Raw genomic sequence first — 25,695 nt, forward strand, 5'->3', positions numbered from 1 at the left:
ATGAAACTGAACGCCCGATTTAGCGCTGCTGACCCGAGCCTATAATGCGATCAACCGAGTGCGGCCTGCTTTTCGTCGGCCAGGCGATCAAGTTCTGCCCGGCTCATCTTCTGGGCTGCTGTTTTTAGCTGGCCGCAGGCCGCGTCGATGTCGCGCCCGCGCGGCGTTCGGACCGGAGCGCTGATGCCTGCTTCGAAGACGATTTCGGAAAACCTGCGGATCCGCTCGGGTGTTGAACAATCATAGATCGCGCCGGGCCACGGGTTGAACGGGATCAGGTTGACCTTCGCGGGCAGTTTGTACTGTTTGATCAGGCGGACAAGTTCGCGCGCGTCTTCGTCCGAATCGTTCTTGTCCTTGAGCATTACGTATTCGAACGTGATGCGCCGCGCATTCGAAGCGCCAGGATAATCCGCGCAGGCCTGAAGCAGTTCCTCGATCCCGTATTTGCGGTTGATCGGTACGATCTCGTCACGCACTACCTTGTTGGTCGCGTGAAGCGAAACGGCCAGGTTGACGCCGATTTCATCGCCAGCGCGGGCCATCATCGGAACTACACCGCTGGTTGAAAGCGTGATCCGCCGCTTGGACAGGGCCAGCCCATCGCCGTCCATCACGATTTTCAACGCATCGCGGACATTGTCGAAATTATAGAGCGGTTCGCCCATGCCCATCATCACGATATTTGTCAGCAGGCGACCGTCGGATGAATAGCCGCCTTCATCCTCTTCATCCTCGTCGTCCGCGAATCCGGCCATCGATCCCTTGGGCCATTCACCCAGTGCATCGCGCGCCAGCATGACCTGGCCGACGATTTCACCTGGCGTCAGGTTGCGTACCAGCCGCATGGTTCCGGTGTGGCAGAACCGGCAGTTGAGCGTGCAGCCGACCTGGCTCGACACGCACAGCGTGCCGCGCGTTTCGTCGGGGATAAAGACCATTTCGTATTCGTGATCGTCTGCGGTCTTGAGCAGCCACTTGCGGGTGCCGTCGCTGCTGTGCTGGGCCAGCACCACTTCGGGCCGGCCGATCACAAAGCGCTCTGCCAGCCACGGGCGCATTGCCTTGGCAATATCGGTCATCGCGTCAAAATCGGTGACGCCGCGGTGATAGAGCCAGTGGAAGACCTGCTTGCCGCGCAGCTTGGCCGCCTTTGCATCCAGCCCGGCGGCTGCGAACAGTTCGGTGATCCGCCCGCGCGGCAGGCCCAGCAGATCGGTGCGGCCATCGGCGCGCGGCGTGATGTCGCGCGCGACGGGCACGGGATCGATCTGGCCCGGTATGGGCATAAGGGCGGTGTCGGCCATAGCGCGCGCATATAGGTGCCTCGTGCCCAAGACGCCAGTGGCTTGAATAAACGTGGCTCCGCTGTAACCCCCGCGCCCGCTACGGCGAACCGGGAAGGACCAAAGCCCATCAGGGAGCCTGTTTCATGCCTGCTAAACGATTGCCACTGCTTACCTGCGCCGCCCTTGCGCTCTCCGGCCTTGCCGCTGGGGCTGCCCAGGCCGAAAGTCCGACCATCCGCGCCACGGCGCTGGCCGGTCTGGAACGCACTGACAGCGCGCCGGGTACCGGGGCGGCGGACGGGATTTACTATGGCGGCCAGCTTGGTGCCGACTGGGATCTTGGCGGCGTGCAACTGGGCGTCGAGGGCGAACTGGGCGAATCGACCGCAAGCGCGCTTGTCGGGACTAACCGCGCCCGCCAGGGTGTGTTCGCCAGCGCAGCCTTGCGCCTTGCCGTGCCCTTGACCGGTCAGCTGCGCGTCTTTGCGCGGGGCGGCTATGCCTATCACCGGATCAGCTATGATACCGGACCGGATTTCAGCGGCAGCGGGTACACCCTTGGCGCAGGCGCCGAAGCAGATCTGAGCGGGCCGCTGTTTGTGCGCGGGGAGTACCGATATTCGGACTATGGATCGACCGTGCGCGGCCAGCAGTTTCTTGGCGGCGTGGGCCTGCGCTTTTAGGGCTGCGTCAGCGCAGTGCTGAACACCCGATCTGTGCGGCATCCATCGCGGTAGCCGCGCCGGTCAGCGCCCAGGTGTTGCTGAACCCCTTGCCGTCGGCGCCGCGTGCGCTGACCGTCATTTCGCCGGCTGAGCGCATGGCCGCGATGATTGCGGCATCCGCGCGTTTGTCCGGTGCCCAGGCATCGCCTCCGCCGCCCGCCAGCTTCAGTCGCTGACCGCCGATCGACAGGGTGATCGGCGCATCCGCCGCCAGCTTGCGAGACAGGCGGAAATGCACTTGCCCGCGAACCTGCGCGCGCGGCCAGAAAGCGACATCGGCATAGGGCTGATATTCACGCTTCAGCGTTGATGGGGCGGCCTTGGCAATGGCATAGCATCGCGGCACCTGCGGATCGCGGAACGCGCCCCAGTTGCCGAACATGCCCAAGCCATCGCGCGCCAGCGCCGGCGCCGAAACCAGAAAAACAATCAGAACGCCGATCAAGCCACGCATTGCAGCGCTATAGCCCGATCAAATCGCAATAGGCCACGACATCGTTGTCGGTGGCAATGAACAGCGCATCCTGAACGTCTTCGCTTTGCTGTTCGGCAATAGGCACGGCTTCGCTAAGCGGGCCATAGAACAGGGTATGTGCCGCGCCGCCATCGGCGCCGCTGACAAGGTGATAGAGCCGGACTGTCGCGCCGTCCTGGGTGGTGCGCATCAATCGTCCTCTCGTTTTGCGCCATCAAGCAAACGCGCGGCGCGATCGGCTTGTGCATTCTGGCTGGCGCGTTCGGCTTTTGAGCGGCCATGCCGGGCCCGGTTCTGCGCGGCCGTATCCGCCGCCGCCATCCGGGCCTTGGCCTTGCGGACCTGGCGCAGGTTGATCACATCAGCCACAGTCAGGCACTTGGCGGGTAGGCGATCGTGATCACTTCCCATTCCTTTTCCCCGCCGGGCAAGCGGACCCGGCGCGTATCGCCAACGGCTGCTCCGCGTAAGGCACGGGCCATCGGCGCGCTCCACCCGATCAGGCCCGCGGCGGCATCCTGTTCGTCATCGCCGACCAGCGTGACGACGCGCTCATTATCATCTTCGTCGGCGATGGTGACCAGGGCTCCGAACCAGGCGCGGGCGCGGTCTTCCTGGCGGGCCGGATCAATCACGCGGCACGCCTTCATCCGGCGGGCCAGATGGGACAGTTCACGGTCAATCTCGCGCATCCGCTTGCGGCCATAGATGTAATCGCCGTTTTCGCTGCGATCGCCGTTGCCCGCCGCCCAGCTGACGATTTCAACGATGGCCGGGCGTTCGGTGCCCAGCAGGTGATCATAGCGCGCCCGCAGCGCCGCCATGCCGGCCGGGCTGATCGGCGGTCCTTCCGCGCTCATCCCGGGTACCGTTTGCCCAGGAAATGGCTGAGCGGATTATCACCGCGAAAGCTGGCCCGGCCCGGGTTCATTGCTTCGTAAACCACGGCATTTTCAAGCACCCGCTGGACGTAGTTGCGGGTTTCCGACAGCGGGATCTTCTCAACCCATTCGATCCAGTCAATCGATCCGTTGCGGGGATCGCCATTGGCGCGCAGCCACTTGTTCACATTGCCCGGCCCGGCATTGTAGGCAGCGACCGCCAGCGGATAGGACCCGCCATAGTAATCCATCATCCGCGCGTAATAACCGTTGCCCAGCGTCAGATTATAGCCGGCATCCTGGGTCAGCGCGCCGGAATCGTATTCCAGCCCCATCTTGCCCGCCTGTTCGCGCGCGGTACCGGGCATCAGCTGCATCAACCCGCGCGCCCCGGCATGGCTAATCGCGTTCATGGCGAACTGGCTTTCCTGGCGGCTGATCGCGTGAACCATCGTCCAGTTGGATCCGGCTGGTACCGGGATCAGCGGGAACGCAATTTTCTGGAAATCGCCGTAACCATCGGCATGCGCGGATTGCCCAAGGATAACCCCCAGGTCACGCCGCCCCAGTTCGCGCGCAAGATCGGCGACCATTACGTGATCGACCTCGGTTTCAGCCTGATCGCTGATCTCGCGGAAAAAGCGCACTGCGGTCGGCCAGTCGGTGTTGCGGGTAACTTCGCGCACGGCCATGGTCAGCGGCCTTGCGTTAAAGGCATTGCGCTGTTGGGTGGTTGCAGCAGACTTGGGCATGTTGGCATAAGCAGGCAAGCCGCGCCCCAGCCGTTCCAGCGCAAGCATGCCGTAATACTGGTCGGCATAGGCAGCCGCCTGTTCGAAATAGCGGCTGGCTTCGGATTTGTTTCCGGCCTGGGCCATGGCGCGCCCGGCCCAGTAAAACCCCTTGGACCGGGTTTGCGGGGTGCGGGCCGCCGCGCCATAACGCCAGAACAGCGGCGCTGCCTGCGCGCCGTTGCCCAGGCTGTTCAGCGCCTTGGTTCCGCCAAGCCACATCAGCGAGGTGTAATCATCGCGGATCTGGTAGGACAGCTGCGAAATATCGGCGCCCTTGGGAAAACCGTCGTCAATCGCAGCGGCAATGCGCGCCGCGCTGTTTGCATCACCAGCGCGCGCGGCAGCCAGCAGTTCGGCTACCCATTTGCGCTGATCGCGCGGCAGGCCTGCCAAGGCCGGCCGGTTTGCCACAAACCATGCAGCGCTGGACCCCTGACCGGACCCGCGCAGCATGCGCGAGCGGTTGTAGACATAACCCGCATCCCTGGCCGAAGCCGGATCGGCAGCGATGCCCACGGTGCTTTCGTCCATGCCCTTGACCAAGGCGAGCCGCGCCATGAAGCGGCTGCGTGCCGCCGGCGATACATAGGCCAACTGCCGTTCCGCCTGCGAAGCTGCATTGACCCACAGCAGCGCGTCCATCCGCGTATCGTGATCGTCGGGTGTCAGCGTTGAGGCCAGCAACGGGAACAGCGCGGCTTCCGCTGCATCGCTCATCGGGCCTCCCCGCCATGCATCGCGGGCAACGGTCAAAGCATCGGCGCGGCGCAAAGCGTTCACCGCCAGCGCAAAGGCAGCGCGGCCCTGGTTGGTTACCGGCGGGTAGCGATCGAAGTAGGCGGCAACGCGGCCCGGTTCGGCATATTCACGGTCCAGCGCGCGTTCAGCGTTGAGCCGGAACTTCGCCGCTTCCGGGAAACCCGGATAGGTCATCAAGAAGCCCGCATAGTCTGCAAAACCGAACTGGTCGCTGGCGTTGAGCTGCTGCCACCGATCGACAGCCTGGCGCATTACACCGATCGAACCGGACTGTACGGCGATGCGCGCCTGATCCCATTCGGTGCCGTCCTGGGCCTTTGCACAAGAGGGAAGAAAAGCGGCCATTGCGGCCAGTAACGGAAAAGTCATGCGCGTCATGCTGGACATTCTGGAAAATTGCTCCTTATCACGCGCTGAATGAAAGCGGCCCCGATTTCGGCGTGTTGGTTTCATTGGCCTATGGCGCAAGTTCAGGGGTAAAGTCCATGTTTTCCGGCTCGATTCCAGCACTCGTCACACCTTTTCGCGGTGGTGTAATTGATGAAGCGGCATTTCGCCGCCTGATCGACTGGCAGATCGAAGAGGGGTCGAGCGCGCTGGTTCCCTGCGGCACTACCGGCGAGGCACCGACGCTGGGCAACGATGAACAGCACCGCCTGTTCGGCATCTGCGTGGAACAGGCAGCGGGCCGCGTACCGGTTATTGCGGGCTGCGGCAGCAACGATACGCAGACCGCCCTGTGGCACATGAAAGAGGCCAAGGCCGCCGGGGCAGATGCGGCCCTGATGGTTGCCCCGTATTACAACCGGCCCAGCCAGGCCGGCCTTCTGGCGCATTTCAGCTATTTGGCCGAACAGGTCGACCTGCCGATCGTACTTTACAATGTGCCGGGCCGCACGGTGACCGACATCATGCCTGAAACCACAATCGAACTGGCGCGCCGATTTCCGGACCGGATCGTCGGGATCAAAGATGCCAGCGGTGACATGACCCGTCTGACCGCGCACAGGATGGCGCTGGGCAATGGTTTTGCGCAGATCTGCGGCAACGATGACATGGCGCTGCATTACAACGCGGGCGGAGGCGCCGGCTGCATATCGGTTACCGCCAATGTTGCTCCGCGGCTGTGCGCGGATTTTCAGGCGGCCAGCCTGATGGGCGATAGGGACGCGGCCCATGCGCTCAACCAGCGGCTGTTCCCGCTGCACCAGGCGCTGTTCACTGACGCGTCTCCTGGCCCGGTCAAATACGCCATGGCCCGCGTGCTCGGCTGGATCAGTGAAGACGTGCGCCTGCCGTTAATCGCCTGCAGCGCCGCATCGCGCCAGGCGGTTGATGCCGGACTGGCGCACGCCGGGTTGATCTGACTGCAGTTCAAGCCTGGCGGGTCAACGGTTCCATCGGATGGATGAAATACTTGGCCCACACGTAAGGCCAGGGAATGATGAAATAGGCGATCACGATGCCGACACAATCCTGAAACAGGCCTTGAAACTCGATGTTCCAGTTGCCGGCAAGCCACGCCCGCAAGGCGATCACGACAAGCCAGATGGTTTTCCACGCGGTTTCATAAAGCATCAGCGGCAACATTTGCAGTGGATAGCGGATGCCCAGAAGGCTCATCACGGCCAATCCGCCCAGCATTGATTTTGCCAATCCCCATTGCAGCGGCTGTCCGAGCGATTCGAATATCAGCCGGTACCAGACAAAGCCGCCCATGAAGGTAGCCATCAAGAGAAACAGCAGCCGCATGGCGTTGATCCGCCACATGGCGACGGTTGGTAGATCGACTGATCGGGTAGTGCTCATCGAAATCAACCCCTCGGCATTTCATCCGTATGATTGGTATAATACACTAATGCACCGAAATACAAGCTGGATTGGTTTGAATTTTGCACCAATCCGCCTACATGCCGCCTGACCATGGCCCGTCCTGCTTCTGCCCAGTTCGACAAGATCAAAGTCGTCGCCGAAAACCGGCGCGCGCGGTTTGATTATTATATCGAGGATACGGTCGAGGCCGGGATTGCCCTGACCGGGACCGAGGTAAAAAGCCTGCGCTTTGGCGAAGGTTCGATCGCGGAATCCTATGCTGAGGTGAAAAACGGTGAGGTCTGGCTGATCAATTCCAATGTGCCCGAGTTCAGCCACGGCAACCGCTATAACCACGAACCCAAAAGGCCGCGCAAGCTGCTGCTCCACGCGCGCGAGGTTGATCGCTTTACCGGGGCGGTCGAACGCAAGGGCATGACGCTGGTCCCGCTTTCGGTCTATTTCAACGGCAGGGGCCGCGCCAAGGTCGAGCTTGCCCTGGCCAAGGGCAAGAACACGGCCGACAAACGCGCGACGATCAAGGAACGCGACTGGAAACGCGAACAGGCACGCATCATGCGGGACCATAAATGAGCCGGCTGACATCACGCATCCATGCCTGGGGCCAGCGCAACATGCCGACGCGCGAACAGATGGGGCGCAGCCGGTTGATTCCCAAGGCGGTGCTGCGGTCCGAACTGTGGCGTTTTACCCGCCGCTCAGTCCCTCGCGCAGTGGCGCTGGGGTTGCTGGTCGGTATCCTGCTGCCGTTCGCGCAGATCATCTTTGCCGCCATTCTCAGCCTTCCGATCCGCGCGAACGTGCCGATTGCGGCTGTGACAACCTTTGTCACCAATCCGTTCACCACGCCGCTGATCTGGGCAGCGTCTTACCAGTTGGGCAACATGCTGCTGCACATCGACAATCAGGCGGGCGGGGCGCTCGACCGCCTGTTTGCCCTGACCGACATGTGGAGCGCGATCGAATGGCTGACATCTGAAGGCAAGTCGCTGGCGCTGGGCCTGATCGTTGTCTCACTGGTATCGGCTGCGCTGGGGTATATCGCCTCTGGTGTAATCTGGCGCTGGTGGGTCGGTACCAAGCGCAGGACCGCGCAGCGCCGGGCCCGCGCCCGATGAGCGCAGTCATCACCTGGCTGCGCGAGCGTGTGCCGACGCGTGAACAGCTTGAAACGAACCGCTATGTCAAACCCTTTGCGCACCGCGTGCTGCGGTCCGATCTGTGGCGCTTTAACCGCCGTTCGGTGCCGCGCGGAATTGCCCTTGGCCTGTTTATCGGCATCCTCATCCCGTTTGCGCACAGCCTGGTTGCCGCGCTGACCGCAGTGTTCGTCAGGGCCAATGTGCCGGTTGCCATTGCCACCACTTTCACCAGCAATCCGGCAACCTGGGTGCTTATCTTTCCCGCCGCCTACGAAATCGGCAAGACGCTGCTGCACCTTGACCGGCTGACCGGGGTCGCCCCGATCAGCGAGACGATGCAGCATACCCAGACCGACCACCTGCTGCAGAACCTGACCGGGGCGGGGCTGGAAACTGCGTTCGGGCTGTTCGTACTGGCGACGGTGGTGGCGTCGGTGGGTTATCTCGCCGCAGGACTGGTCTGGCGGATGATGGTCGCGCGCAAGCGCCGCGCCCGGCTTGTCCGCGCCCGGATCGAGGAGCCGGCAGGTTGAGCCGCCCGGCAGGTATGGCAGCGCCGCGCGGACTGGGCGACCAGCTGGTCGTGGCGCTGGCTGCGGCCTTCAGCCTGGGTCTGGTCTGGTTCGCCACGCGGCAAGTGCCGGCTGTGGCTGGCTTTGCCGCTGGCCTTGCTGCCCTGGCGGTCATGGTCTGGACGGTCGGCCGCCCTAAACCGGTCGCCGCCGCTACCGAGACCGAGCTGCCCGACTGGTCTGTCACCGTGGCAGCCATAAACGCTACGGATTGCGCCGTTGCGATCACCGATCGGGCCGGCCGCCTGGTCTGCGCCAACGCCCATTACGAGCGCTGGTTTGGCATAGCGCATGCCCCGCCGCGCTTGCCGCTCGACAACCCTTCGCTCGAACGACTGGCCAAAGCCGGCCGCTCAGCCTGGCGCGATGGCAAGGCCAGCGCCGACCTGATCGAAGGCGATGGCGGGCGGTGGCGCGCCGCCGTGGTGCGCGCCGGGCGCGGGGACGACTATCTTGTGTGGACCATTGCAGCTTTGGCCGGCACCGATCTGGTCGCCGAGCTCGTCCCGCACCTGGACGGCAAACTTGGCCGCGCCCTGTCTCAGGCCGGAATAGCAGCGGCAATCGTCGATCCAGATGGAAAGATCCGCGCCCACAGTGCCGGTTTTGCCCAGCGGGCCACGGGTGAAGCAGCTGCCTTGCTGACCGGGCAGGACTTTACTGCGCTGCTCCGTCAGGACGATCAGGACCGCCTCAATTGGGCGCGAGACGGCCTGCGCGGGGCGGCCATCACCATGTATTACCTTCCCGTCGCCGATCCCGACGCAGCGGTCGAACCCGATTACAATGTCACCCCGTCACTGATGTTGCTGGTAGATAGCGGCTCCGGCCTTGGCGGGGGCGGCGGTGAAGGCACCGCGGCAGTCCCGCATCTTGAAGCGTTGATTGGATCTCTCCCATTGGGCCTGGCGATGGTTGATCGGGACGGGCGCATGTTGTTTGCCAACCCTGCCTTCATGCGGGCGGTGGGGCGAGAGTCCGACACCCCGCCCACCTATCCAACCGATCTGGTAGTGCAGGAGGACAAAGGGCCCCTGTCCGACGCGATCCGACGCTTTGCCCAAGGCCCTGCCAGCAGCGGCGATATCGCCGTGCGGCTAAAAGGCATGGCGGAAGAGCCCGTATCGCTCAGTCTCGCTGGCGTGCGCGGTCTTGGTGAAGCCGCTGTCCTGCTGGGCTTGATCGATAGCACCGAAGAAACCCGGCTTAAACGCCAAGTGGCACAGGCGACCAAGATGCAGGCTGTGGGACAGCTGGCTGGCGGGGTAGCGCATGATTTCAACAATGTTCTTACCGCCATCCTGGGGACTTGCGATCTGATGCTGCTGCGCCATACGCCCGGTGATAGCGATTACGACGACATCCAGCAGATCCGCGCTAATTCCAACCGTGCCGCCAGTCTTACGCGCCAACTCCTGGCTTTCAGCCGTCAGCAAACTCTGCGTCCTGAAGTCATGCAATTGCCCGACGTGGTCAGCGACGTGTCACATCTTTTGAAACGGCTGATCGGGGAAAAAATAAAGCTGGTTGTCACGCACGACCGCGATCTGGGAGCCGTCCGGGCCGATCCAACGCAGCTAGAACAGGTTATTGTCAATCTGGCGGTAAATGCCCGCGACGCGATTCAAGCCAAGGGCGACAGCGGCGGCAAGCTGACTATCGCTACACGCCGTTTTTCTGCCGCCGATGTACGTGCAATGCGCACCGCTATCATGCCGCCTGTGGACTACACATTGCTGGTGGTTGAAGACAGTGGGACCGGGATCCCCGCCGACCATCTTGGCAAGATTTTCGAACCCTTTTTTACGACCAAGGAAACCGGCAAGGGCACCGGCCTTGGCCTGTCGACCGTTTACGGCATCGTCAAGCAGTCGGGCGGGTTCATCTTTGCCGATAGTGAGCGCGGCAAAGGTACGCGCTTTTCTGTCTACCTGCCGGTGCACCATCCAAGTGCCGAGGAAATGGCCGCGCCAATAGCTGCGCCCATTGTTGAGCAATCGACCTGGTCGGGCGGCGGACGGATTTTGCTGGTTGAGGACGAAGATATGGTTCGCGCGGTTGCCGAACGGGCGTTGACCCGCGCTGGCTACACGGTGACAACCGCCAGTGACGGGGACGAAGGTCTCGAAATTGTTGAAGGCGGTGCCGAGTTTGACCTGATCGTGTCCGATGTCGTCATGCCGGCCATGGACGGTCCAACCATGGCCCGCGAAGTGCGCAAATTGCGTCCCGACCTGCCGGTGCTGTTCATGTCCGGATATGCCGAAGAACAGCTCCGCAAGCAGATCGATATCGCCGGCGGAGTCCACTTCCTGCCCAAGCCTTTTTCGGTCCAGCAAATCGGCGACAAGGTTGGCGCGGTGCTCTCCGCGGCGAAGGGGGACGGGCGGGCCTGATCCACGCAGCGCTTGCGCCCCGCGCGCAAACCTGCTTCGCCGCGCGCGTCATGGATTCGCGCAAGCTGGCCTTTGTCGATCGCATGCGCGGGATCGCGATCCTGCTGGTGATGGCCATGCACTATCTGCAGGTCTTTGCCTCGCCGGTGATCCGTGATTGGGGCGAACTCGGCCAGATCGGGGTGCAGGTTTTCTTCGTTGCTTCGGCCTATACCCTTTGCCTGTCTGCCAATCAGCGCCGGGAAGAGGCGCACCCGGTGCTCAATTTCTATATCCGCCGCTATTTCCGCATTGCGCCGCTCTATTATCTGGGTATCGCGTTTTATGCCTGGATGTTCACCATTAGCGGGGAAGGGGCGCCCTATACACCCGGCAATATCGTCGCCAACCTGGTGTTCGTTCACGGTCTGGTTCCGGCGGCCAACAATAACGTCGTTCCTGGCGGCTGGACCATCGGCACCGAGATGTTGTTCTACCTTCTGTTCCCAGCACTGTTCCCGACGCTGAGTACAGCTTGGAATCGTTGGGGGGTGAAGGCGCTTTGCGCGTTTCTCGCTATCAGCTTCGCTTTGGCAATAAGTTGGCAGATGTTGTTCCGCCTTCATTTTGGTGCATGGCTGCCCAACAATGGGTTCGCCTATGGCGCAATCATCAACCAGGCCCCGGTTTTTGCATGCGGCATGGCTTGGTTTTTTGCCGTCTCGCGGGGTGGGCTCGGGATTAACGCCAGGCGCGACTGGGCGCTGGCGTGTGTCGTAGCTGTGGCGTGTTTGCTGATTCTCGGGTTGGAACAGCGTCCATTCTACGGGTTCATTCCCGCACTGGCCGGTTTGGGCGCCGTTGCCCTTGGCAATGCCCTGCGTGCAGATCCTCGCGAAGGTGGCTGGCTGGCCGCGATCGGCAAGGTCAGCTTCAGCCTCTACATTATCCATTTCGCGCTGGTCTGGCGCCCGTCGGCCTGGCTGCTTAAGGCCATGGCCGGAACGCCGTGGCTTCAAGAAGCCGCATTGGTTCCGCTGTTTGCGGCCGAAGTTGCAGTGCTTTATGCTTTTGCGCGCCTTACGTGGATATGTGTGGAACAACCGGCCAACCGGCTGGCCCGAAGCCTGATCGAACGCTATGACAATTCCAAGGAAACCGCCATTTCAGCGGTTTCCTGAAAAATAGTTGTTCCCCCCTTGTTCTATCAGAACAAATTAGGTACACCGACTTCAGTTGACCTCCAGGGTCGGCTGGTTAGGCAAGGGGACGTATCATGGCTGCACAGCTCAAGCTGATTCAGGAAGGTAAGGAAACAATGGACCGTCAGAAGGCGCTCGAAGCGGCGCTGGCGCAGATCGACCGCGCATTTGGCAAGGGCAGCGCGATGAAGCTTGGCTCGAAGGAAGCGATGGAGGTTGAAGCGATCTCCACCGGTTCACTTGGGCTCGACATCGCGCTTGGTATCGGCGGACTGCCACGCGGCCGCGTGATCGAAGTCTACGGGCCGGAAAGCTCGGGCAAGACCACCCTGGCCCTCCACGTTATTGCTGAAGCACAGAAGGGCGGCGGCACCGCTGCTTTTATCGACGCGGAACACGCGCTTGATCCGGTTTATGCCAAGAAGCTGGGCGTCAATATTGATGAACTGATCGTCTCGCAGCCCGACACTGGTGAACAGGCGCTGGAAATTACAGATACCCTGGTCCGGTCCAATGCGGTCGATGTGCTGGTGGTCGATTCGGTTGCCGCACTGGTCCCCCGCGCCGAAATCGAAGGCGAAATGGGCGATAGCCACGTCGGTCTCCAAGCCCGTTTGATGAGCCAGTCCTTGCGCAAGCTGACCGGTTCGATCAGCCGTTCGCGCTGCATGGTGATCTTCATCAACCAGCTGCGCATGAAAATCGGCGTGATGTACGGCAATCCGGAAACCACCACTGGCGGCAACGCTCTCAAGTTCTATGCATCGGTCCGGCTCGACATTCGCCGCACTGGCCAGATCAAGGACAGGGACGATATCGTCGGCAACGCGACGCGAGTCAAAGTGGTCAAGAACAAGGTTGCTCCGCCGTTCAAGCAGGTTGAGTTCGACATCATGTACGGCGAAGGAATTTCCAAGATTGGCGAAATCCTCGACCTCGGAGTTAAGGCCGGGATTGTCGAGAAATCCGGTGCATGGTTCTCATACGATTCGATCCGAATTGGACAGGGCCGTGAAAACGCCAAGACTTACCTCAAGGAAAATCCACAAATCTGCGACCGGCTGGAGGCTGCGATCCGCGGCCAGACCGAAGGTCTGTCGGGTGAGATGATGACGGGTCCGGACGCGGACGACGATATCTGATTGCCCAGAACTTCCGGCCTGCCCCTTCCGCTTGGCCGGAGTTGAACGGAGAGCAGCCGCTTTCGTCCCCTAGCCCAGAAACGGGTGCTCTCCATGAAACAGGCCGGCGCGGCTGCCCCGATGGGCACCGCGCCGGTTTTTCATTGCGGGCAGGGTGCTTCGCCGCCACTTTAGGCATTCTACCCAGGAGAGAGCCGCAATGAGCCTGATCGTCCACCATCTTAACAACAGCCGCTCGCAGCGCGTGCTGTGGCTGCTCGAAGAGCTCAGCCTGCCGTACGAGATTCGCCACTACCAACGCGATCCGGTGACTAATCTGGCACCGGAGGACCTCAAGGCCATTCATCCACTGGGCAAGTCACCGCTGCTTGAGGATGACAGCGTGGTGATCCAGGAATCTGCCGCGATCGTGCAGCATCTGATCGATTCCTACGGCAAGGGACGTTTCGCCCCAGCCGCCACTGATGCCTTGCGCCATTTGCAATTCATGCACTTTGCCGAAGGCTCCGCGATGACTCCGATCCTCCTCCAGCTCTACACCTCTCGTCTTGGGGACAGTGCGGCGCCGCTGCGGCCGCGGATCGACGAACAGCTGCAAAGCCATTTTGCCTATATGGAAAATGAATTGCGATCCTCTGGTCACTTTGTCGGGGATGACTGGACAGGGGCCGACGTCATGCTCAGCTTCCCTGCCGAAATCGCCGTCATGCAGGGCGCTGGCAGCACCTATCCCAAGCTTGCAGACTTCGTCACACGCGTTCACGCTCTGCCAGCCTGGCAACGCGCCCGGGAAAAAGGCGGAGCGTACTACGGCTTCTGAACCAGCCGATTAACTGACCGATCAGGCGATCTCAGTCGTCCTTGCTTTGACCACTTCGTCTGCATGCTTTCCGCCAAGTTCGGCGAGATGGTCGAACTTGGCGGTGAAGCTGGCCAGGCCCTGGCTCATCGAGCGAAGTTCGGCATCAAGGCCGTCTAGTCCGCTTTCGGGCAACAGTGCCTCAACCCGCTCCCACCGCGCCCAGTCTGGGTGCGGCGATAGCCCTAGTATCTGCCCGCGCCGCGCCGAAAGTACCGAACCTGCGCGCGATCCGCTCCCCATCGGTGTGTCAACGGCGACCTTAACCATCGGTTCGAGCAAATAGGGCGAGGCCTGCGCCAAGGCATCGCCCATTGCAGTGCGTCCGGCGATGCGGAAGGCCAACTCCGAGCTGTCGACCGAATGAAAAGAACCGTCGGTCAGCGTCACCTCCACATCGACCACCGGGAAGCCCAATGGGCCTTTTTCCATCGCATCGCGCACTCCCAGTTCTACTGCTGGAATCCACTGCTTGGGTATGACCCCTCCGCTGATCCGGTCGACAAAGCGGAAACCTTCGCCGCGCGGCAAAGGGCGGATCGAGATAACGCAATCACCGTACTGACCGTGTCCGCCTGATTGCTTCTTGTGCCGACCCCGCTGGGTGGCGCTTTTGCGGATCGATTCGCGGTAGGCAATTCGGGGCGGCTTGGTGTCAACGGCAACGCCATAGCGGCGCTGCAAGCGGCCGATGACTACCGCCAAATGATCATCGTTTATTCCGCGCAATACGGTCTCGTGGCTTGCATCGTCCTGTGTCCATTCCAGTGCCGGGTCTTCTTCGCACAAGCGGTGCAAAGCGGTTGACAGTTTGACGTCGTCCTTGCGGTCGCGGGTGCGGATCGCAAGCGCCGCGTTGCGTGCAGGATAATCGATGCTCCTGACGTTGCTGCAGCGCGCGCCTTTACGCCCCAGCACCATGCCACTGCGCGCGGTTTCGACCTTGGCCACGGCGATGATGTCCCCAGTCTGGGCAACCATTTGCTTTGCTGTTTTCTCTCCCTGGACAAAGAACAGGGATCCGGCGCGCTCTTCATCGACGCCGGTGATCAGTTCGTCGCCCTCGTCAAGGCCTGTGCCAAGCACGCGCCCCAGCGCGAGCCGGCCCATTGCGCCACCATTCGCAATCTTGAATACATGCAATGCACCGCCGGCCTCGACACCCACACGCTGCGCGGCGGCATCGGGAGCGGGCGCTTCGTGCCGCAGCAGCTTGAGCATACGGTGCATCCCGCCTCCGCTGAGTGCTGAGCCGAGCAGGACCGGAACCACTTTGTTTCCGGCGGTGTCGGCAGCCAGATCTGCCAGCACCAGCGCCTGATCTGGGGTTTCCTCCATCAGCAAGGTCTCAAGAAGCGTATCGTCAAAATCGGCCAGCGTTTCAAGCAAGTGGTTGCGCTCCGCCTGTTCGCGTTCCGCAATGGCTTCAGGCATGGCGATCCGCTCGCTCTGCTTACCGGGACGGTAGCGGTACGCCCGCTCGAGCGCCAGGTCGACATAGCCGGTCACGGCTTCGCCGCCCTGCGCGTCGAGGGTGCGGATCGGAAATTGCCGCAAGGCCACTGGCTCGCGGCTGAGCGGCTGTAACTGGGCGATCAGATCGCGCACCGCGCCAGCGCGGGCATGGTCGATCTTGTTGATGAATATGGCGTGGGGCACGTCCAGATCGTCCAGCCGCCGCAGTACCGGTTCGACCAGCATGGCGCGCTCAGGAGCCGGATCGACGACGACGATGGCGATATCGGCCGACTGCAGCGCGGCAAGGCCATCGGCAGCAAATCCGGTACCGCCGGGCATGTCGATCACGGCAAAACGGTCACCCAGATAGTCGAAATGAGATAGGTTGATTTCGGTAGAGCTGCCGCGCGCACGGGCTTCAGGGCTGGCATCGCCGACGGTATTACCGCTTTCGACGCTGCCTTGCCGGTTAATAGCGCCACTGGTGAACAGCAGCGCTTCGGCCAGGCTGGTTTTGCCCGTGCCGGCCGGCCCGACCAAGGCGACCGCACGGGTAACTGCTCTGCCGCCGGGTGTTCCATTCTGGGTGTTGCCCATCATTCGCCTCCTTTTCTACGAAGACGCGCCGGGCGCTTTTCCTCTGCACTCGGTCGCGCAAGGACTATGGCGATGCTCTGCCTGTCGCTGCTGAGTCGCAAGCGGAATCTGTTTCCGCTATTTGGGTCTTGTGCCGCACCCGCGCGCGACCTAGCCTGCGGCCATGACATCGGGGATCGAATGGCAGGCCCGCGTGGGTCGCAGCTGGGCGGACAATTACCGCTTGACCGACCGCGCCTTTGCCGGCTTGACCGACCGGCTCTTGGAACGGATCGCCGAGCGCGGGGCAAACCGCGTGCTTGATGTCGGTTGCGGGGCCGGCGAACTGGCACTGGCAATTGCGAGGCACCGCCCCGGCTCCGAAGTAATTGGAGTAGATGTGTCGCCTGACCTTGTCTCGGTGGCAACCGAACGTAGCGAATTGACTGGCAACGCCAATTTCGTTTTGGCCGATGCCGGGAGTTGGACACCAGAGGATTTCGCCCCAGATTTGATCGCGTCACGCCACGGGGTCATGTTTTTCGATGAACCGGCGGCCGCGTTCGCCAACTTGCATGATCTGAGTGCACCTGGCGCACAGCTGGTCTTTTCGTGTTTTCGATCACCTTCCGAAAACCCCTGGGCATCCGAGGCGGCCGCCTTGCTAGGCGTCGAATCTGCTGAAGATCCGGCCGCACCTGGCCCCTTTGCTTTTGCCGATCCCAAGCACGTCAGCGCTATCCTGACTGATGCCGGATGGCGCGATCCGCAATTCGAGGCGGTCAATTTCGCCTACATCGCCGGTATGGGTGATGATCCAGTGGCCGATGCGCTGGCGTTCTTCCGCCAAATCGGTCCTGCCGCCCGGGCACTCAGCGCGCTGGAAGGCGATGAACGTACCCGTGCTGAAGGTTGGCTCCGTGATTGGCTGGAAGAACACCGCAGCGGGGACATGATCGCTTTCAGCGCGGCGGCATGGATTGTTTCGGCCCGCTACTAGAGCGCGCATCGAACCGCTTGCCGCAGTTTCGCGGCTGCCCTATCGGCGGCTGCTATGACTTCGACGAACGACATCCGCCGCTCCTTCCTGGATTACTTCGGGCAGACTGGGCACGAGGTGGTGCCTTCCGCGCCGCTGGTGCCCTATAACGATCCGACGTTGATGTTCGTCAACGCCGGCATGGTGCCGTTCAAGAACGTCTTCACCGGACTTGAGACCAGCGATTTTCCGCGTGCCACCAGCAGCCAGAAGTGCGTGCGCGCCGGGGGCAAGCACAATGATCTGGACAATGTCGGCTATACCGCGCGGCATCACACGTTCTTCGAGATGTTGGGCAATTTCAGCTTTGGCGACTACTTCAAGGAACAGGCTATCACCCACGCCTGGACCCTGCTGACGCGCGACTGGGGCCTGGCCAAGGACAAGCTGCTCGTCACGGTGTATCACACCGATGATGAGGCCTTTTCCTTGTGGCAAAAGATTGCCGGCCTATCTGCCGACCGCATCATCCGCATCCCCACGAAGGACAACTTCTGGGCGATGGGTGACGATGGACCATGCGGTCCGTGCAGCGAGATTTTTTATGACCACGGTGATCATATCTGGGGCGGTCCTCCGGGATCACCCGATGAAGACGGCGACCGATTCATCGAAATCTGGAACTTGGTTTTCATGCAGTTCGAGCAGACTGCAGGCGAGATCACTGGCGATCTGCCCAAGCCCAGCATCGATACGGGTATGGGGCTGGAACGCATTTCGGCTGTCATGCAAGGCGTCCATGACAACTATGACACCGATACGTTCAAGGCGCTGATTGCGGCGTCCGAAGGCCTGACCGGGGTGAAGGCCGAGGGCGAGAGCAAGGCCAGCCATCGCGTTATCGCTGATCATCTGCGATCTACCAGCTTCCTTCTGGCTGACGGGGTGCTGCCGTCCAATGAAGGTCGCGGTTATGTGCTGCGCCGGATCATGCGTCGGGCGATGCGCCATGCTCACCTGCTGGGCGCCAAGGACCCCTTGATGCACCGTCTGGTGCCTGCACTGATCACCGAAATGGGCCAGGCTTATCCCGAATTGGGCCGCGCTCAGCCGCTGATCGAGGAGACGCTTCAGCGCGAGGAAATGCAGTTCCGGCGCACCCTGGCTAACGGACTCAAGCTGCTGGATGAAGCGACCGCAGGCTTGGGTGACGGCGGCGAGTTGCCGGGCGAAACTGCGTTCAAGCTTTATGATACCTATGGCTTCCCCTATGATCTGACCGAAGACGCATTGCGGTCACGCGGGATCGGGATTGATCGCGAAGGTTATGATGCCGCCATGGCCCAACAGAAGGCTGCCGCCCGGGCAGCCTGGAAAGGCAGCGGGCAGGCTGCCGATGGCGAGGTGTGGTTCGACATAGCTGAGCGCGTCGGCGCGACCGAGTTTACCGGTTACAGTGCATCAAGCGCCGAGGCGCAGGTCGTCGCCCTGGTCCGAGATGGTACGGAAGTGCAAAGCGCTGGCGCCGGCCAACGGGTCAGCGTGATAGTCAATCAAACGCCCTTCTATGGTGAGAGCGGCGGTCAGATGGGCGATGCCGGCACGATCACCGGACCTGGCGGTTTGAAACTGACGGTCAGCGATACGGCCAAGCCGCTGGGCCGGCTGCATGCTCACAACGCGGTCGTTGAGGCCGGAGCAATCGCGATAGGTGACATGGTAAAGCTGGAAATCGACACCGCGCGCCGCGATGCGATCCGCGCCAACCATTCGGCTACCCATCTTCTCCACGCAGCGCTACGCAACCGGCTGGGCGGGCACGTGACGCAGAAGGGCAGCCTTGTTGCACCCGACCGCCTGCGTTTCGACTTTTCGCAACCAACCGCGCTGACACCGGATGACATCGCGGCAATCGAGGCTGAAGTTAACGCCGAAGTGCGCGCCAACGAGCCGGTATCAACCCGGTTGATGAGCCCGGACGATGCCATCGCGGCCGGGGCAATGGCGCTGTTCGGCGAAAAGTACGGCGATGAAGTCCGTGTACTGTCGATGGGCCGCGCCGCGGAAAAGCATTACTCGGTTGAATTGTGCGGCGGTACCCACGTGCGCGCGCTGGGCGATATCGGGGTGTTCCGAATTGTATCGGAAAGCGCAGTCAGTTCGGGCGTGCGCCGGATAGAGGCGTTGACTGGTGAGGGCGCGCGGCAATGGCTGATCCACCGTGAAGATGCGCTCAAAAACGCGGCAAGTCTTCTGAAGACCACGCCGGATGATGTAGAAGCGCGCGTTGCTGCGCTGCTGGACGAACGTCGCAAGCTGGAACGTGAGCTGGCTGAAGCGAAGAAGGCGCTTGCATTGGGCGGCGGCGGTCCCAGTGCCGAAGCGGCCGATGAAAATATTGGCGGGGTCAAGTTCAGCGGCCAAGTGCTTGAGGGGCTCGATCCCAAAGATCTGCGCGGGCTGCTTGATCAGGCCAAGGCGCGGCTGGGTTCGGGCGTGGCAACGATTGTTGCGGTCAACGATGGCCGGGCAAGCATTGCTGCGGCCGTCACCGATGACTTGACCGGCAGTGTCAGCGCGGTCGAGCTGGTCCGCGCCGGGGTCGAAGCGCTTGGCGGCAAGGGCGGAGGCGGACGCGCGGATATGGCGCAAGGCGGCGGACCGGACGGTGCAAAGGCTGCCGAAGCCATTGCGGCAGTCAAGGCTGCGCTGACAGCCTGATCGGCACACTTATTCCGCAGGCTCAGGTCCAGGGTCGCCATCTCCAGTGGGACCGCGCCCACGTAATGATGAACTGCGCAAACGGGGTTTTTCGGCCAATGCGCCCGCTTCCTTGATCAGCGCGCGGTATTCATCGCGCTTTTCATGGATGCTGGCGATGACCGGGCCCATCGGCACGCCCACGTCAACCAGTACTGCTTCGCTTAGTTGTAGGCTGCTTTCCAGTGTTTGCGGAACCGCCGTGGTTGCGCCCGCACGGTACAATACAGCAGCATGCCGTGCATCCCTGGCGCGAGCGATTATCGGCAGGCCAGGAAAGCGGCTTCGCAGGCGCTTCACCAGCCGCTGCGCCAAAACCGGCTCGTCCATGGTCAGAACCACTGCGCTGGCCTGCTTGATCCCCAACTTGTCCAGCATGGCATCGCGGGTGGCATCGCCGAAGACCACTGGCCAGCCATCGTTCTGGCCCTGGATGACGCGGTCACTATCAAGGTCGATCGCTACAAACGGCTTGTCGTGGCGGCGCAGCATGTCGGCGATCAGCCGACCAACGCGGTCGAAACCGATGATGACAGTTCGAACTTCTTCGCCATCCATCGCTTCAAACTTGGCGCCGCGATCAACCCTGCGCGCGAGACGGCGCCCTAGCCAAGCCAGAATTGGAGTGATTGTCATGCCCAGCGCGGTTACGATCTGCCAGAATTGAGCAGCCTCTGCAGAGATCAGCCGCGCGCTGATTGCTGCCCCCAGCACAATCAGTGTCGTCTCCGACGGGCTAGCCATCAGGATGCCTGCCTCCGCCGAAGTACCCCGTCTGGCGCCCATCATCCGAAGCAGAACGCCGGTGACGACGGCCTTGGTTACCAGTATCGCGGTCGTGGCAAGCAAAATGGTTCCTGCGTTGTCGAACAGGAAACCAAGATTGAGGCCCATTCCAACGGTGATCAGGAACACGCCCAGCGCAAGACCTTCGAAGGGCTTTGTCATGCCTTCGACCTCTTCATGATATTCAGTCTCGGCGATCAGCAGGCCGGCGATCAGCGCACCCACTATCGGTGACAGGCCGACAGCGCCCGTTGCCCCCGAGGCGACGATGACGACCAGCAGACTTGCGGCGAGAAACAGCTCCGGACTTTTGGTCCGCGCTGCCTGCGCAAAAAGACGCGGAAAAAGAAATCGGCCCGCTACCAGCAGCACGATAATGACCAATGCGCCGTTGGTGAGGACGGTAACCAGTTCGCCGGTGGTTTGCGATTCGCTGCCCCGTCCCATTGCGCCGAGCAAGAAGATGATCGGAATGAGGGCGATATCCTCAAACAGCAGCATCGACAGCGCCGCTTTGCCAACCGGGCGCTGGGGATCGACGATACGCAGAACCAGTGCTGTCGATGAAAGCGCAAGGGCCAGCCCCAATGCAAGCGAAGTCGGCGCCGAATTGCCCAGCACCAGCAGTCCGAGCCCGATCAAGAGGGCGCAGCCGATCAGTTCGAGCGCACCCAGTCCAAAAACCTGTCTGCGCATGTCCCACAGCCGGCCGAACGATAGTTCCAAGCCGACGGTGAACAGCAGCATGATGATCCCGAACTCGGCGAACGGCTCAAGCCGGTGGATGTCGCTGATCGTGACATAACCCAGCCAAGGGATTTGCGAAACAAACCCGCCAAGGCCGGACGGCCCGACCAGAAGGCCTACCAGAATAAATCCGATTACTGGTGTGATGCGAAACCGCGCAAACAGCGGAATGACAATTCCCGCCGCGCCCAGGATTACGAGCGCGTCGGACAGTACCGATGTGGAGACAAGAGGTTCGCTGCCAGCCATGGCTCAGCCCTATGGCATTGCGGCCCTGCTTGTCACGGCCCCGCTTGCGAAAACGGCGGTCAGGATGCCCGGACCGCCGCTAAATCGTAATAGGAATGCGCCTGAAACTTACTTCCAGTTGCCCATTTCCTTATCAAGGTTCTGTACGATAGCTTCGAAAAAGCCTTCGGTAGTCAGCCACGGTTGGTCCGGGCCGATCAGGATTGCCAGATCCTTGGTCATCTGGCCGCCTTCGACGGTGTCGATGCAGACCTTTTCGAGCGTTTCGGCAAAGCGCGTCACATCCGGCGTATCATCGAACTTGCCGCGATAGATCAGCCCGCGGGTCCACGCGAATATGCTGGCGATCGGGTTGGTACTTGTCTGCTTGCCCTGCTGGTGCTGGCGGTAGTGGCGAGTGACGGTGCCGTGCGCCGCCTCAGCCTCAACCGTCTTGCCGTCCGGTGTCATCAACACCGAGGTCATCAGGCCGAGCGAGCCAAAGCCCTGAGCGACCTGGTCCGACTGGACATCCCCGTCATAATTCTTGCAGGCCCAGATGAACTTGCCGGACCATTTCAGCGCCGATGCGACCATGTCATCAATCAGGCGGTGTTCGTAGACGATCCCCAGTTCATCGAATTTTTGTTTGAAGCCTTCGCCTTCGAACACTTCCTGGAACAGATCCTTGAAGCGCCCGTCATAAGCCTTGAGAATTGTGTTCTTGGTCGAAAGGTAGACCGGCCATTGGCGGCCGATGCCGTAATTGAGACTGGCACGGGCAAAGTCTCGGATCGAATCGTCGAGATTGTACATCGCCAGCGCGACACCGGGTGACGGAAACTGAAACACTTCCTCGTCGATCTTCTGGCCGTTATCACCGTCCCACACCAGGCGGAGCTTGCCGGGGCCGGGAACGAGGAAATCGGTCGCCTTGTATTGATCGCCAAAGGCATGGCGCCCGACGACAATCGGATCGGTCCAGCCGGGGATCAGGCGCGGCACGTTTTGCATAACGATCGGTTCGCGGAAGACCACTCCGCCCAAAATGTTGCGGATGGTGCCGTTGGGCGACTTCCACATCTTTTTGAGACTGAACTCCTCAACCCGGGCTTCGTCGGGGGTGATGGTCGCGCACTTTACGCCGACGCCGAATTCCTTGATTGCGTTGGCTGAATCGACGGTGATCTTGTCGTTGGTTTCATCGCGCTTTTCGACGCTCAGATCATAGTATTTCAGATCGATGTCGAGGTAGGGCAAGATCAGCCGTTCGCGAATCCACTGCCAAATGATGCGGGTCATTTCATCGCCGTCCATTTCGACGACAGGATTTTTTACCTTGATCTTGGTCATGCGCGTGTCCGTCTTCCCCGGGGAGGTTTGGATTTCCTTAGCAGAGCAACTGCGCCGCGCAAGTAAGGGCTGGACGTGCCCGTCACAGCGCTTTAATCGTTCGGTTAAACGCCAGTCGAGAGGATCAATGACATGAGCGATGATAACCCAGTCCAGACCACAGTCGAAGATGGTGTGCTGATCGTCACGATGAATCGGCCCGAGGCCAAGAACGCAATGAACAAGGCGCAGGCAGAAGGCATCGCGGCGGCGATGGACCGGCTGGACGCAGAAGACGATCTTCGCTGTGCAATTTTGACCGGTGCCGGCGGAACGTTTTGTTCCGGCATGGACTTGAAAGGCTTCCTGCGCGGCGAGCGGCCCAGCATCGAAGGGCGCGGTTTCGGTGGGCTTACTGAATGGACGCCAAAGAAGCCGGTGATCGCAGCGGTCGATGGTTACGCATTGGCAGGCGGCATGGAACTGGCGCTAAGTTGCGACCTGATCGTTGCCAGTTCATCGTCGAAGTTCGGCATTCCCGAAGCGAAGCGCGGCCTTGCTGCGGCGGCAGGAGGGCTGATCAAGTTGCCCCGGCAGATTCCCCCGCGCATTGCGATGGAACTGGCGTTGACCGGTGATTTTATCGATGCGGCGCGGGCCTATGATCTTGGTTTCGTCAACCGCATAACCGAAGGACCAGCGATTGAGGGTGCAATGATGCTGGCCGCGGCGGTGGCGGCCAACGGCCCGCTGGCTTTAATTGCGTCCAAGGCAATTATCCGGGACTCGCACAGCTGGACGGACGAGGAAATGTGGCAGAAGCAGGCCAGCTACATAGCTCCGGTCTTCGTCAGCGCCGATGCCCGTGAAGGGTCACTCGCCTTTGCTGAAAAACGCAAACCTAATTGGCAGGGGAAATGACCCGGCGCATCCGGCAAACAACAAAAAAGCCCCGGGAAACCGGGGCTTTTTTGGCGAATGGTGGGCGTAGCAAGGATTGAACTTGCGACCCCTACGATGTCAACATAGTGCTCTACCACTGAGCTATACGCCCGCACCATTCATGGTCTGCCCGAGGCCGTCGCCCCGGACAGGGGAGCGCCATTAGCCGGGGTCATTCCCCTTGGCAAGGGCTAGATGGTTGCGTGGGCCTGCTGGCCAAAAATGCGTTCGACTTCCAAAACCAGGTCGCGCAGGTGGAACGGCTTGGACAGCACCTTAGCCTGCGGTGCCTCACGGCTGGCTTTCAGGGTGACGGCGGCAAATCCCGTGATGAACATCACCTTGGTGCGCGGGCTGATTTCTGCACAACGCTGGGCCAGTTCGATGCCATCCATTTCGGGCATTACAATGTCTGACAGAAGAAGATCAAAATCGCCCATTTCCAGCAAGGGTAAAGCGGCCGTGCCGCGATCAACCGCGATCACTTCGTATCCGGCGTTCTGTAGCGCGCGGGCGAGGTACGTGCGCATCGCTTCTTCGTCTTCGGCAAGCAGAATGCGGATCATTGCAACTGGTTTCCACCACTGGTTGTTCAGCGCCTCGGCGTGGGCCGTGACTCGCAGATTGCTATACACCCTACCGGTTAACAATCTCGCCCGTTTTTTGCCCTCGCGGCTTTGACATAACAGGCAATAGCGGTCAGCAAGGTGACTATGGCAGACATGAGTAGCGACGGACGCGAAATGCAGGCTGACGAACTCGGGTCTATTCCGGGTCTGCCGGGTGAGGCCGCTTTTACGGTCATGTCGACTTCGCCTTCCGCGCTTCCGGTATTGATTGCCGTGCCCCACGCCGGCCGGGCTTATCCACCCAGCCTGACCGACCGGATGCGTCATCCGCGGTCCGCCGCGCTGAGGCTTGAAGACCGGTATGCCGACCTGTTGGGTGAAGCTGTTGCCAAGGCGACCGGCGCTGCACTGCTTGTAGCCCGTGCGCCGCGCGCAATGATCGACCTCAACCGGGCTAGCGATGATGTCGATTGGGACATGTTCGAGCCCAGGCGAGGCGAACGCGCTGCGCCTAAAATCGGACCCAGGGCGCGCAGCGGACTTGGTCTGATTCCCAGGCGTATTCATGGACTTGGCGAAATCTGGAAGCGGCGCCACGCGCATGGGGATTTGACGCAACGTATAGCGATGATCCATACCCCTTATCACGACAGGTTGGCGCGTGAGCTTGGAGACCTTCGGGGACGGTGGGGCGCTGCGCTGCTGGTCGATCTGCATTCGATGCCGCCACTTGGCTTGCGCGGGCCGCATCCGCCAAGCGAGTTTGTGATCGGTGACCGGTTCGGCACATCTTGCCACGGCACTCTGGTTGCTTCGGCCTTTGGTTATTTTGCCCAGAACCGCAGACCTGCTGCACATAACCGGCCCTATGCGGGTGGCTATGTGCTGGACCGTCATGCTGGGGTTGATGACGGCATCCATGCCTTGCAGCTTGAAGTCGACCGCAGCAGCTATCTCGATGGCGACCTGACCGAACCCGGGCCTGGCTTTAATGCGATGGTCGTCCTGCTTAGCGGGCTGGTGACGACGCTTGCCGCGCAGGTTGCTGATCTTGGCCGGTCAGTTCAGGATCATGGCTGGGCCGACGCCGCAGAATAGCCCATAAAAAACCACCTCGTGCAGATGCACGAGGTGGCCAAGGTTCAGGGAGGAGGTGCACAAAGTGCACCAATGTCCGGCCGGGCCATGAGGGAAGCACCGACAAGACAATCACGAAGATAGGGCGGAAGCCCAGGGCTGACAAGCCCCGTGCCAGTGCATACGAATGAAC

Annotated in this window: 24 protein-coding genes and 1 tRNA gene; 13 read left to right on the forward strand and 12 right to left on the reverse strand. The window is 61.4% G+C overall.

Going from position 1 to position 25,695, the window contains the following annotated elements; genetic code table 11:
* Positions 1-50 precede the first annotated feature (50 nt).
* Positions 51-1,307 carry a 23S rRNA (adenine(2503)-C(2))-methyltransferase RlmN gene (gene rlmN, locus Q0L62_RS03720; RefSeq protein WP_296676592.1) on the reverse strand — a complete coding sequence of 419 codons (1,257 nt, stop codon included), beginning with the start codon at positions 1,305-1,307 and terminating at the stop codon, positions 51-53.
* A 125-nt stretch (positions 1,308-1,432) separates the two neighbouring features.
* Between rlmN and Q0L62_RS03725 the strand changes: the two genes are divergently transcribed.
* Positions 1,433-1,972 carry a porin family protein gene (locus tag Q0L62_RS03725; RefSeq protein ID WP_296676594.1) on the forward strand — a complete coding sequence of 180 codons (540 nt, stop codon included), beginning with the start codon at positions 1,433-1,435 and terminating at the stop codon, positions 1,970-1,972.
* A 7-nt stretch (positions 1,973-1,979) separates the two neighbouring features.
* Here Q0L62_RS03725 and Q0L62_RS03730 read toward each other — a convergent pair whose 3' ends face one another.
* Genes Q0L62_RS03730 through Q0L62_RS03750 form a run of 5 tightly spaced genes read right to left on the reverse strand, consistent with a single transcriptional unit; the run spans position 1,980 to position 5,310 of the window.
* Positions 1,980-2,468: a hypothetical protein gene (locus Q0L62_RS03730; RefSeq protein ID WP_296676597.1), complete on the reverse strand. Its 489-nt coding sequence runs from the start codon at positions 2,466-2,468 to the stop codon at positions 1,980-1,982.
* 7 nt (positions 2,469-2,475) lie between these two features.
* The gene (locus tag Q0L62_RS03735) at positions 2,476-2,679 is read right to left on the reverse strand and encodes a hypothetical protein (protein WP_296676599.1); all 204 of its coding nucleotides are present in this window, start codon (positions 2,677-2,679) and stop codon (positions 2,476-2,478) included.
* Positions 2,679-2,858 (reverse strand): DUF4169 family protein, encoded by a 180-nt coding sequence (locus tag Q0L62_RS03740; protein WP_296676693.1) that lies wholly within the window; start codon positions 2,856-2,858, stop codon positions 2,679-2,681. The genes Q0L62_RS03735 and Q0L62_RS03740 overlap by 1 nt, the downstream gene beginning before the upstream one ends.
* A gap of 2 nt (positions 2,859-2,860) precedes the next feature.
* Positions 2,861-3,349 (reverse strand): GreA/GreB family elongation factor, encoded by a 489-nt coding sequence (locus tag Q0L62_RS03745; RefSeq protein ID WP_296676606.1) that lies wholly within the window; start codon positions 3,347-3,349, stop codon positions 2,861-2,863.
* Positions 3,346-5,310, reverse strand: a complete 1,965-nt coding sequence (locus Q0L62_RS03750; RefSeq protein ID WP_296676609.1) for a lytic transglycosylase domain-containing protein — start codon at positions 5,308-5,310, stop codon at positions 3,346-3,348. The genes Q0L62_RS03745 and Q0L62_RS03750 overlap by 4 nt, the downstream gene beginning before the upstream one ends.
* Positions 5,311-5,408: 98 nt before the next feature.
* Between Q0L62_RS03750 and dapA the strand changes: the two genes are divergently transcribed.
* Positions 5,409-6,290: a 4-hydroxy-tetrahydrodipicolinate synthase gene (gene dapA, locus Q0L62_RS03755; protein ID WP_296676611.1), complete on the forward strand. Its 882-nt coding sequence runs from the start codon at positions 5,409-5,411 to the stop codon at positions 6,288-6,290.
* Between the two features lie 7 nt (positions 6,291-6,297).
* On the opposite strand, the gene Q0L62_RS03760 is transcribed toward dapA, so the two are convergent.
* On the reverse strand, positions 6,298-6,732 hold the full coding sequence (locus Q0L62_RS03760; RefSeq protein ID WP_296676614.1) for a hypothetical protein: 435 nt from the start codon (positions 6,730-6,732) through the stop codon (positions 6,298-6,300).
* 114 nt (positions 6,733-6,846) lie between these two features.
* On the opposite strand from Q0L62_RS03760, the gene smpB reads away from it, so the two are divergent.
* The 7 genes from smpB to Q0L62_RS03795 all read left to right on the forward strand — a co-directional run bounded on the left by smpB (position 6,847) and on the right by Q0L62_RS03795 (position 14,009).
* On the forward strand, positions 6,847-7,329 hold the full coding sequence (gene smpB, locus Q0L62_RS03765; protein ID WP_296676616.1) for an SsrA-binding protein SmpB: 483 nt from the start codon (positions 6,847-6,849) through the stop codon (positions 7,327-7,329).
* Entirely contained in the window at positions 7,326-7,874 is a 549-nt protein-coding gene (locus Q0L62_RS03770; RefSeq protein ID WP_296676619.1) for a DUF2062 domain-containing protein, read from the forward strand. The genes smpB and Q0L62_RS03770 overlap by 4 nt, the downstream gene beginning before the upstream one ends.
* Positions 7,871-8,431: a DUF2062 domain-containing protein gene (locus Q0L62_RS03775; RefSeq protein WP_296676622.1), complete on the forward strand. Its 561-nt coding sequence runs from the start codon at positions 7,871-7,873 to the stop codon at positions 8,429-8,431. Before Q0L62_RS03770 ends, Q0L62_RS03775 begins: the two co-directional genes overlap by 4 nt.
* Positions 8,432-8,445: 14 nt before the next feature.
* Positions 8,446-10,866: a response regulator gene (locus tag Q0L62_RS03780; protein ID WP_296676696.1), complete on the forward strand. Its 2,421-nt coding sequence runs from the start codon at positions 8,446-8,448 to the stop codon at positions 10,864-10,866.
* A 50-nt stretch (positions 10,867-10,916) separates the two neighbouring features.
* The gene (locus Q0L62_RS03785; protein WP_296676624.1) at positions 10,917-12,026 is read left to right on the forward strand and encodes an acyltransferase; all 1,110 of its coding nucleotides are present in this window, start codon (positions 10,917-10,919) and stop codon (positions 12,024-12,026) included.
* A gap of 95 nt (positions 12,027-12,121) precedes the next feature.
* The gene (recA, locus tag Q0L62_RS03790; RefSeq protein ID WP_296676627.1) at positions 12,122-13,189 is read left to right on the forward strand and encodes a recombinase RecA; all 1,068 of its coding nucleotides are present in this window, start codon (positions 12,122-12,124) and stop codon (positions 13,187-13,189) included.
* Positions 13,190-13,388: 199 nt separating this feature from the next.
* Positions 13,389-14,009, forward strand: coding sequence for a glutathione S-transferase family protein (locus Q0L62_RS03795; protein WP_296676630.1), 621 nt, complete (start codon positions 13,389-13,391; stop codon positions 14,007-14,009).
* Positions 14,010-14,030: 21 nt separating this feature from the next.
* On the opposite strand, the gene Q0L62_RS03800 is transcribed toward Q0L62_RS03795, so the two are convergent.
* Positions 14,031-16,103, reverse strand: coding sequence for an elongation factor G (locus Q0L62_RS03800; RefSeq protein ID WP_296676632.1), 2,073 nt, complete (start codon positions 16,101-16,103; stop codon positions 14,031-14,033).
* A 163-nt stretch (positions 16,104-16,266) separates the two neighbouring features.
* On the opposite strand from Q0L62_RS03800, the gene Q0L62_RS03805 reads away from it, so the two are divergent.
* A complete protein-coding gene (locus tag Q0L62_RS03805; protein ID WP_296676635.1) occupies positions 16,267-17,082 on the forward strand; it encodes a class I SAM-dependent methyltransferase in 816 nt (271 codons plus the stop codon).
* Positions 17,083-17,136: 54 nt separating this feature from the next.
* Entirely contained in the window at positions 17,137-19,782 is a 2,646-nt protein-coding gene (alaS, locus tag Q0L62_RS03810; protein WP_296676636.1) for an alanine--tRNA ligase, read from the forward strand.
* Between the two features lie 9 nt (positions 19,783-19,791).
* Here the strand turns inward: alaS and Q0L62_RS03815 are convergent, their stop codons facing one another.
* Positions 19,792-21,603, reverse strand: a complete 1,812-nt coding sequence (locus Q0L62_RS03815; protein ID WP_296676639.1) for a cation:proton antiporter — start codon at positions 21,601-21,603, stop codon at positions 19,792-19,794.
* Between the two features lie 108 nt (positions 21,604-21,711).
* Entirely contained in the window at positions 21,712-22,935 is a 1,224-nt protein-coding gene (locus Q0L62_RS03820; RefSeq protein WP_296676643.1) for an NADP-dependent isocitrate dehydrogenase, read from the reverse strand.
* Between the two features lie 132 nt (positions 22,936-23,067).
* Between Q0L62_RS03820 and Q0L62_RS03825 the strand changes: the two genes are divergently transcribed.
* Positions 23,068-23,835 carry a crotonase/enoyl-CoA hydratase family protein gene (locus Q0L62_RS03825; RefSeq protein ID WP_296676645.1) on the forward strand — a complete coding sequence of 256 codons (768 nt, stop codon included), beginning with the start codon at positions 23,068-23,070 and terminating at the stop codon, positions 23,833-23,835.
* 58 nt (positions 23,836-23,893) lie between these two features.
* Here Q0L62_RS03825 and Q0L62_RS03830 read toward each other — a convergent pair.
* Together Q0L62_RS03830 and cpdR are read right to left on the reverse strand one after the other, a co-directional pair.
* Positions 23,894-23,968 (reverse strand) — tRNA-Val (locus Q0L62_RS03830).
* Between the two features lie 79 nt (positions 23,969-24,047).
* Positions 24,048-24,422, reverse strand: a complete 375-nt coding sequence (gene cpdR / locus Q0L62_RS03835) for a cell cycle two-component system response regulator CpdR (RefSeq protein WP_296676648.1) — start codon at positions 24,420-24,422, stop codon at positions 24,048-24,050.
* 147 nt (positions 24,423-24,569) lie between these two features.
* Between cpdR and Q0L62_RS03840 the strand changes: the two genes are divergently transcribed.
* Positions 24,570-25,523: an N-formylglutamate amidohydrolase gene (locus tag Q0L62_RS03840; RefSeq protein WP_296676650.1), complete on the forward strand. Its 954-nt coding sequence runs from the start codon at positions 24,570-24,572 to the stop codon at positions 25,521-25,523.
* Positions 25,524-25,695 lie beyond the last annotated feature (172 nt).

It is taken from the genome of Novosphingobium sp. (genome assembly GCF_024642085.1).
Lineage (GTDB): Bacteria > Pseudomonadota > Alphaproteobacteria > Sphingomonadales > Sphingomonadaceae > Novosphingobium.